Annotated in this window: 1 protein-coding gene; it reads right to left on the bottom strand. The window is 70.5% G+C overall.

The window, feature by feature from the left end; all coding sequences use genetic code 11:
- Positions 1-390, bottom strand: a 390-nt coding sequence (locus ACTJLF_RS34770) for a condensation domain-containing protein (protein ID WP_440884925.1), incomplete at both ends; no start/stop codon positions are given.

Here is a 390-nt window from a genome sequence, read left to right as displayed (position 1 = left end):
GCCCGATGGGCTGCGCGGGGTCGGCGGCGATCGCCTCGAGCACACGCTGCAGGCGCACCACGAGCTGCTGCACCGTGGCCAGCTCGAACAGGTCGGTGGCGAACTCCACCCGGGCGGCGATGCCCTGGGCCTGCCCGCTCCTGTCACGCTGCTCCCACAGGGCGAAGGACAGGTCGAACTTGGCCGTGTGATTGCGCACGGGCTCGCCCGTGGCCACCAGGCCCGGCAGCTCGAAGCTGGCGCGGGCATTGTTCTGCAGCACCAGGGCCACCTGGAACAGCGGATGGCGCATCATCGAACGCGTGGGATTGAGCACCTCCACCAGGCGCTCGAAGGGCAGGTCCTGGTGCGCATAGGCGGCCAGGTCGGTGTTGCGCACGCGCGCGAGCA

Source organism: Variovorax sp. 22077 (genome assembly GCF_052044195.1).
Taxonomy (GTDB): domain Bacteria; phylum Pseudomonadota; class Gammaproteobacteria; order Burkholderiales; family Burkholderiaceae_C; genus Variovorax; species Variovorax atrisoli.
This window is presented reverse-complemented; position numbering and strand designations above follow the sequence as displayed.